The 6,877-nt window shown below is 65.7% G+C and carries 5 protein-coding genes; 2 read left to right on the top strand and 3 right to left on the bottom strand.

What is annotated here, in order from left to right; all coding sequences use genetic code 11:
- Positions 1-94: 94 nt before the first annotated feature.
- Positions 95-1,654, top strand: a complete 1,560-nt coding sequence (locus J9892_RS23660; protein ID WP_210539143.1) for a PAS domain-containing methyl-accepting chemotaxis protein — start codon at positions 95-97, stop codon at positions 1,652-1,654.
- Positions 1,655-1,750: 96 nt separating this feature from the next.
- Here the strand turns inward: J9892_RS23660 and J9892_RS23665 are convergent, their stop codons facing one another.
- Together J9892_RS23665 and tpx are read right to left on the bottom strand one after the other, a co-directional pair.
- The gene (locus J9892_RS23665; RefSeq protein WP_210539144.1) at positions 1,751-2,971 is read right to left on the bottom strand and encodes a DEAD/DEAH box helicase; all 1,221 of its coding nucleotides are present in this window, start codon (positions 2,969-2,971) and stop codon (positions 1,751-1,753) included.
- Positions 2,972-3,117: 146 nt separating this feature from the next.
- A complete protein-coding gene (gene tpx, locus J9892_RS23670) occupies positions 3,118-3,618 on the bottom strand; it encodes a thiol peroxidase (protein WP_010672853.1) in 501 nt (166 codons plus the stop codon).
- 254 nt (positions 3,619-3,872) lie between these two features.
- On the opposite strand from tpx, the gene J9892_RS23675 reads away from it, so the two are divergent.
- A complete protein-coding gene (locus J9892_RS23675) occupies positions 3,873-6,296 on the top strand; it encodes a zinc/cadmium/mercury/lead-transporting ATPase (RefSeq protein ID WP_210539145.1) in 2,424 nt (807 codons plus the stop codon).
- A 56-nt stretch (positions 6,297-6,352) separates the two neighbouring features.
- Here the strand turns inward: J9892_RS23675 and J9892_RS23680 are convergent.
- Positions 6,353-6,877: transposase (locus tag J9892_RS23680; RefSeq protein WP_210539146.1), on the bottom strand; the 525-nt coding region annotated here is incomplete at its 5' end.

Raw genomic sequence — 6,877 nt, forward strand, 5'->3', positions numbered from 1 at the left:
GGTGGTGTAACAGTCCGCATCTACAATGACGCCGTAACAATCACAAAAATAAAAAATAACTTTATCAGTTACTTGGCTCATTCAGGATGCGCACATGACCACAACCCGGCACGAAGGGGAGATCCGTTTACCCGATCACATATCACTGATCTCGACCACGGATCCCGCCAGTCACATCACTTATGCCAACCAGCACTTTTGCGATGTGGCGGGCTACAGCGCGACCGAAATGGAAGGGGAGCCCCACAATCTGGTCCGCCACCCCGACATGCCCAAGGCCGCGTTCGCCGACATGTGGCGCCGCCTGCAACAAGGAAAGAGCTGGATGGGGCTGGTAAAGAACCGCGCCAAGAGTGGTCAGTTCTACTGGGTCAACGCCTACGTCACGCCGATTCTCAACGATCAGCAGCAGATCATCGAATACCAGTCTGTCCGCACCCGTCCCCAGGATCACGACATCGCCTGGGCAGAGCAGCTCTATGCCCGGATCCGTGACGGCAAGGCACTGCCCTGGCTGACCCGGCTGACCCTGGAGCCGGGGCAGCTGTGTCTGCTGCTCTCTGGCACCGCCCTGCTCGGCATGGGGGCCAGTCTGGTCACCGGCCAGCCGGGGTGGGGAGTCATCACCCTGCTCTGCTTGCTGGCCCAGATGGGGCATGGCTGGCATCTGCAACGGCGGCTGGCCAGGCTGCTGGCCATGGCGGGCGAGGAGCAGGGCAGCGCCCTTTGCCAGGTACTCTATGCCAGGCGTCAGGACAGCCTGGCCGCCCTTGAACTGCTGCTGCGCATGAAGAAGGCGGAGCTGCGCGCCGTGGTAGGTCGCAGCGCGGACACCAACCAGCAGATCCTGCAGGCGGCGGAAGATGACAGGGGGCATATCCAGACCATAGACACTCACCTGCAACAGCAGCGGGCCCAGAGCGAGCAACTGGCGGCGGCCATCACCCAGATGAGCCAGTCCATCCGCGATGTGGCTGACAATGCCCACCAGGCCAATGCGCTGGTGGGCGAGGTCCAGCAGGTGTCCGCCAGTGGCCAGCAGGCGCTGGCCACCACCCGGGATTCGGTCGACAGGCTTCATCAGGAGCTGGACGCCAGCCAGGGCGTGCTGGCGCGCCTGACCCAGGACAGCCAGAAGATCAACGGCATTCTGGAGGTGATCGGGCAGATTGCGGATCAGACCAACCTGCTCTCCCTCAATGCGGCCATCGAGGCGGCACGGGCCGGTGAACAGGGGCGCGGCTTTGCGGTGGTGGCCGACGAGATACGGGCCCTGGCCCAGAAGACCCGCAGTTCCACCGGCGAGATAAGCGACATGATAGGGGCGCTGCAACAGAGCACCCGGCAACTGTCCGATGGCATGGAGCAGGGGGCCCAGACATCAGTGCTCTGTCAGCAGCACATGGGGGCCACCGCCGAGGTGCTCGACCAGATCAACCGGATGCTGGCCCGGGTGACCCACACCAGCGACGAGATAGCCCAGGCGGTGAGCCAGCAGGCGGATGTCACCAGCACCCTGGATCAGGGGATCCACCAGATCCACCAACTGGCGAGCCACACCGCGGACAACAGCCGTCAAGCCCTCGATGGCATCACCCTGCTGGTGGAGCGGCTGCAAAACCTCTCCCGCCTGATCAACCAGTTCCACGACTGATCCCCTTGCCGTGTAGTTTGGCGCGCCCCCGGGCGCGCTGCCGATCTCTCCTCTCCTTCACGACGACAGGCTCCCGCCGGGGGCAAGAAGTCCGTCTCAGGATTTGCCCTTGAACTGCTTGATGCTGCGCTTGCCCTGGGTGCGACGGTTCGCCTGCTTGTCTCTTGGCGCCCGTTTGCTCTCCCCGCTGGCGGGTTTGTCGGTCACCGGGAAACCTGCCAGCGCCGCCAGGGGCAGGGGGCGACCGGTCAGGGCCCGAATCCCCTCGAGCGCCTCCCCATCCCCGTGACAGGTAAGGGAGATGGCCAGACCGCTCTGTCCGGCACGGGCGGTACGACCGATACGATGCACGTAGACGGGCGCATGCTCCGGCAGATCCAGATTGATCACCACGGGCAATGCCTCCACGTGGATGCCGCGCGCCATCAGGTCCGTGGCCACCAGCACCCGCACCCTGCCCTCCTTGAAATCCGCCAGCGCCTGCTCCCGCGCAGCCTGATCCTTGTTTCCGTGCAGGGCTGCCACCGTCATGCCAGCCCTGGCGAGTTTCTTGGCCACCCCGTCCGCGTCGTCCCTGGCACTGATGAAGACCAGCACCTGGGGCCACTCTCCGGCCTCCAGCAGGGCGATCAGCGCAGGCACCTTGCTGCTCCTGTTGACCAGATAGAGCCGCTCCTCGATGTCGTTCACCAGGCTGTTGAGCGGCTCGGCCTCGATGCGCACCGGATCCTGCAGCAGGCCCGAGGCCAGGCTCTCCAGCTCGACCGGCAAGGTGGCGGAGAAGAGCATCTGCTGCCGCGCCTCCGGCATTGCCTTCATCAGCCACTGGATATCGGGCCAGAACCCCATCTCCAGCAGGCGATCCGCTTCATCCAGCACCAGCATGCGCAGGGCACCCAGCCCCAGCGTCTGCTGGGCCAGCAAGTCCCGCAACCGTCCGGGGGTCGCCACCAGCAGTTGGGGGCCGAGAGCCAGTTCCCGCTCCTGCCACTCCTGGGCCACCCCGCCACACAGGGTCAGAAGGCGCACCCCCAACCCGTCGGCAATCTCCTGCAGGGCGGCGCTCACCTGGCTTGCCAACTCCCGGGTGGGGACCAGTACCAATCCCTGTACCCGATCACTGGCTGCGTCCAGCCTCTGCAGCAACGGCAGGCCGAATGCCAGGGTCTTGCCACTGCCGGTCCTGGCCAGGGCAAGCAGATCCCGTCCTGACAAGGCAGCAGGAATGGCTAGCTGCTGAATGGGGGTCGGTTTTTCCAGCGCTGCGGGCAGCAGGGGCAACAGGGCGGGGGCAAGGGCGAGTTCGTCAAACGTCATGGGGATCGCAGATACAGGCTGAACGAGGATGTGGAGGCGAAGTCTAGCCAGACCCACCCCATAAGTAAAAGGTTCGGGAGCGCAATAAAAACGGCCTGCCCCGTGTGAACGGGGCAGGCCGTCAGGCAATCAGCCTGTGGCGCGACTTACAGAACGGCCAGGGCGGCGGCGTAGTTCGGCTCGTCGGCGACTTCGGCCACCAGCTCGCTGTGCAGCACCTTGTCGTGCTCATCCAGTACCACGATGGCACGGGCAGCCAGACCCACCAGCGGGCCGGAGGAGAAGGCCACGCCGTAGTCCTGCAGGAAGGAGACACCGCGCAGGGTGGAGAGGTTCACCACCTTGTCCAGACCCTCGGCGCCGCAGAAACGGGCCTGGGCGAACGGCAGGTCGGCAGAGATGCACAGCACGACGGTGTTGTTCAGGGCGCTTGCCTGCTCGTTGAACTTGCGCACGGAAGTGGCGCAGGTCGGGGTGTCGACGCTCGGGAAGATGTTCAGGATCTTGCGCTTGCCGGCGAAGGTCGCCAGGGTCGCATCGGACAGATCGCCAGCAACCAGGGAGAAGGGCTTGGCCTGCTCACCGGCAACGGGGAAGTGGCCGGAGACGGAGACGGGGTTGCCTTGCAGGGTGACGGTATTGCTCATGTTAGGTCCTTGATGATTGATGTGGGATCCAGGGTCCCCAGTATAGGCCCGCCACGGGATGACAAACACCCGCTAATGAAAGGGATTTGGCATCCCTTTGCGTCCCCCCTGCTCCAGGGGCAGATCAGCGGTCACTGTCATGGCCCCGGACAAGGAGGAGAAGAGTGCTTGACCTTGGACTTTACACCAAGGTTTACACTCGGCGCAGTCATCCAGGATCCCGCAGGGGCGGGATCCCTCAAGAGGAACGCATCATGAGCAAATCCTGCTGCAGCCATCAACACGCCGCTGCCCCCATCAAGGCCGTCAGCAAGGCCGCCACCCCACAGGCCGGGCACAGCCACACCAGCCACTGCTGCGACAACGGGGCACAGGCCAGTGGCGTCGCCAACCCGACCCGCCACGATCATCAGGGGCAAAGTGGCGCAGACGGCCCGGGGGATGAAGAGCCCCCCAGAGGCACTTGCGCCACCGACACAGCCCACGACCACGACCACGATCATCATGAGCAGGGGCACGCCCACACGGCCGCCGCGACCGAGCCGCCGCTGGCTAGCACCGAGCAGAACAGCCGCCGCCATAGCTGGCAGGTGCTGGGCATGGATTGTCCCAGCTGTGCACGCAAGATAGAGACCGCCGTCAGCCGGGTGGAGGGCGTACAGCAGGCTCGGGTGCTGTTTGCCACCGAGAAGCTGGTGGTGGATCTGGCCCCCGGCCTCTCCTCCGATCCCGTTACCGCCGCCGTGCTGGCCGCCGGCTTCCAGCTCAAAGGAGGCGCTCAGAACACGGCTCGCAGCGAACCGGGCCGCAGCCCGCTGATGCAGAGAGTCAGCAACCTGCTCGCCAAATATTGGCAGCCCCTGTCGCTGGCCGGCCTGATGGGAGTGGCGGCCCTGTTGCCGGCCCAGATCGGTCAGCCGCTCTTTACCCTAGCCACCCTCTGGGGGCTGTGGCCCGTGGCCCGCAAGGCGTGGGCACTGACCAGAAGCGGCTCCCCCTTCGCCATCGAGACCCTGATGACGGTCGCCGCCGTGGGGGCCCTCTTCCTCGGCGAAACCGCCGAAGCGGCCATGGTGCTGCTGCTGTTCATGCTGGGGGAACATCTGGAAGCCTACGCCGCCGGCCGCGCCCGCGCCGGGGTCACCGCCCTGATGGCGCTGGTGCCCGACAAGGCGCTGCGCATCCGCACCACTGCCGAGGGCGAGGTGCGGGAAGAGGTCGCTGCCGACCAGCTGCGCCCCGGTGACATCATCGAAATCGCCCCGGGCGCCCGCCTGGCCGCCGATGCCCGCCTGCTCGATCCCCTCGGCGCTTTTGACGAGAGCGCCCTGACCGGCGAATCCATCCCGGTGGAGCGCCGCCGGGGTGACAAGGTCCCCGCCGGCAGCCTGGCGGCGGATCGGGTGCTGCGCCTCGAGGTGGTGTCCGAACCCGGCAACAACGCCATCGACCGCATCCTGCACCTCATCGAGGAGGCCGAGACCCAGCGCGCCCCCATCGAGCGCTTCATCGATCGCTTCAGTCGCTGGTATACCCCGGCCATGATGCTGGTCGCCCTGCTGGTGGTGCTGGTACCGCCGCTCGCCTTCGGCCAGAGCTGGGACGAGTGGGTCTATCGCGGGCTGGCGCTGCTGCTCATCGGTTGCCCCTGCGCCCTGGTCATCTCCACCCCGGCGGCGGTCACCTCGGCGCTGGCGGCAGCCACCCGCCAGGGGGCCCTCATCAAGGGGGGCGCCGCGCTGGAGCGCCTCGCCCACATCGATACCCTGGCCTTTGACAAGACCGGCACCCTGACCCTGGGCAAGCCGCAGCTGACCGAACTGGTGAGCCTCAATGGCCAGCCTGAGGCCGACCTGCTGGCGCTGGCGGCCGCCATCGAACAGGGCTCCCACCACCCGCTGGCCCGCGCCGTGGTGACGGCGGCAGGGGAGCGGGGTCTTGCCCTGGCGGCAGCCCAGGAGCTGCGTGCCCTGCCCGGCATGGGCGTGGAAGGTCGCATCGACGGCACCCTCTGGCAGCTACTGGCGCCGAGCCGGGTCGCCACCCTGGATGCGGCGATGCAGGCCCGGGTCGCCACCCTGGAGCAGCAAGGCAAGACAGTGGTGGTGCTCGGTCAGCCTGACGCCGCCCCGGCCGCCCTGCTGGCACTTCGCGACCAGATCCGCCCCGAGGCGGCTGCGGCGCTGCAAGAGCTCAACCAGCTCGGCCTGCAGAGCATCATGCTGACCGGGGACAACCCCCGCGCCGCCGAGGCGATCGCCACCGAGCTCGGCATGGGCTGGCGCGCCGGCCTGCTGCCGGAGGGCAAGGTCGATGAGATCGCCAAGCTCGGTCTGACGCAAAAGGTCGCGATGATCGGCGACGGCATCAACGACGCCCCGGCCATGAAGCGGGCGAGCATCGGCATCGCCATGGGAGGCGGCACCGACGTGGCGCTGGAGACCGCCGATGCGGCACTGACCCACAACCAGCTCGGCGGGGTTGCCGCCATGATCCGGCTCTCCCGCGCGGCGCTGGCCAACATCCACCAGAACATCGCGCTGGCGCTGGGGCTCAAGGCCATCTTCCTGGTCACCAGCCTGCTCGGCATCACCGGCCTGTGGATTGCGGTGCTGGCCGACACCGGCGCCACCGCCCTGGTCACCGCCAACGCCCTGCGCCTGCTGCGAAAACGCTAGGCCGACCGTTAACGGTACAACCAACAGCCGCCCCAACGGGGCGGCTTTTTTATGGTTCATCGCGGCTTTCCGGGGAAGGCCGCCTTGATTTTCAGAAAAAAGTATTCTGAGTCCCTAAATCCATATGCCATACGCTTTATCACTTTGATCTTGTTGTTCACCCCTTCCAGCACACTCGTGTGCATCGGGTAGTTTGCACTCGCCAGGATCCCCCGCATATATTTCGATAAATTTCGACCAAATCGTTGCAGCGGCGCTAGCCCGCTTTCCTTCACCTGCCGCATCCAGCTCCGCCATCGTCGCCATCCTTCCCACACGCTCGGCGCATACCAGATGCCCTTCAACGCCTCTTTCAGCACGTACACCATCGCCAGCGGTTGATTCGCCGCCAACAGCTCCTGCAACTTCACATCCTGTTTTTCACTCAGCTTCGATTTACGTAGCAGCAACCAACGCGCACTTTTGACCACTTTTCGCGCCGGTTTATCGCTTTTCAGTGCATTCGCCTGCTCCACTCGCACCCGGTCCACCACCTCTCGGCCATAGCGAGCCACCACGTGGAACAGGTCGTAGACCACCTC

Source organism: Aeromonas sp. Prich7-2, assembly GCF_017939255.1.
In the GTDB taxonomy this organism is placed as follows: Bacteria; Pseudomonadota; Gammaproteobacteria; order Enterobacterales; family Aeromonadaceae; genus Aeromonas; species Aeromonas caviae.